Origin of the sequence: Streptomyces sp. NPDC126510, assembly GCF_040302345.1 — a bacterium.
Lineage (GTDB): Bacteria > Actinomycetota > Actinomycetes > Streptomycetales > Streptomycetaceae > Streptomyces.
Genome location: NZ_JBEORR010000104.1, coordinates 1 through 1060, shown reverse-complemented (window position 1 = coordinate 1060; position 1060 = coordinate 1). Strand labels below are relative to the sequence as shown.

Below are 1060 nucleotides of genomic sequence, written 5' to 3'. Positions count from 1 at the left end.
GGTGTATGGAGCCGCAGCGTTGTTCACACGGCTGATCGGTGGCTGTCCGCCGAGTGCGGTGTGGCAGCGATGGTGGTTGTAGGTGTGCAGGAAGTCTCCCAGGGCCGCGGTGCGTTCGGTGTTGCTGGTGTAGGGCCGCAGATAGGCCCATTCCTCGAGCAGGGTGCGGTTGAAGCGTTCGACCTTGCCGTTGGTCTGGGGCCGGTAGGCGCGGGTCAGTTTGCCGGTGGCGCCGATCCGGTCGAGGGCTTGTTTCCAGGCCAGGCCCTTGCGGTAGGCCCAGGCGTTGTCGGTGAGCACACGCTCGATGCGGGTGACGCCGTTCGCGTTAAAGAACGCGGCTGCGCGTGTGAGGAAGCCCGCGCAGGTGGCGACCTTCTCGTCAGGGTGGATCTCGCTGTAGGCGAGGCGGGAGTGATCGTCGACGGCGGAATGGATGTAGTCGAACCCCATTCCGCCGCGGGTGGCCCGGCCAGCCTGACGGCCCAGCGTCTTGTGGCCGCCGCCGTCGGGGATGCGGCCGAGTTTCTTGACGTCGACGTGGATGAGTTCGCCGGGGCGGTCGCGTTCGTAGCGGCGGATGACCTGCCCGGTGGGCCGGTCCATGAATGTCAGCCGGTTCAGGCCGTGACGGGCCAGGATGCGGTGGACGGTCGAGGCGGGCAGGCCCAGGATCGGGCCCAGGCGGGCGGGTCCGAGCTTGCGGTCCTGGCGCAGTCGACACACTCGGGCCTCCACCGCTGCCGCGGTGCGGTGAGGTGTCGTCACTGGCCGGCTGGAGCGGTCGTGCAGCCCTGGTGCGCCTTCCGCCCGCCAGCGGCGGATCCACTTGTGGGCCGTGACGCGCGAGATACCCATCTCGGCCGCGACATGCGCAACCGGGCGGCCGGCGCGGACGCGTTCAACGAGCAGCCGCCTGCCGTGAACGGTCAGCCGGGCATTACGGTGGGACACGAAGACCTCCGTGCGGTGAAGTCCTAGACACCTCCACCACACCGGAGGTCTTCGCCATGATCAAGCCCGGCCGGCGTTAACAACGCTCGTGATCAATACACCTAGG

Annotated in this window: 1 protein-coding gene; it reads right to left on the bottom strand. The window is 68.2% G+C overall.

The window, feature by feature from the left end; all coding sequences use genetic code 11:
* Nucleotides 1–954, bottom strand: a 954-nt coding sequence (locus tag ABTX60_RS43170; protein WP_352102056.1) for an IS481 family transposase, incomplete at its 3' end; no start/stop codon positions are given.
* Nucleotides 955–1060 lie beyond the last annotated feature (106 nt).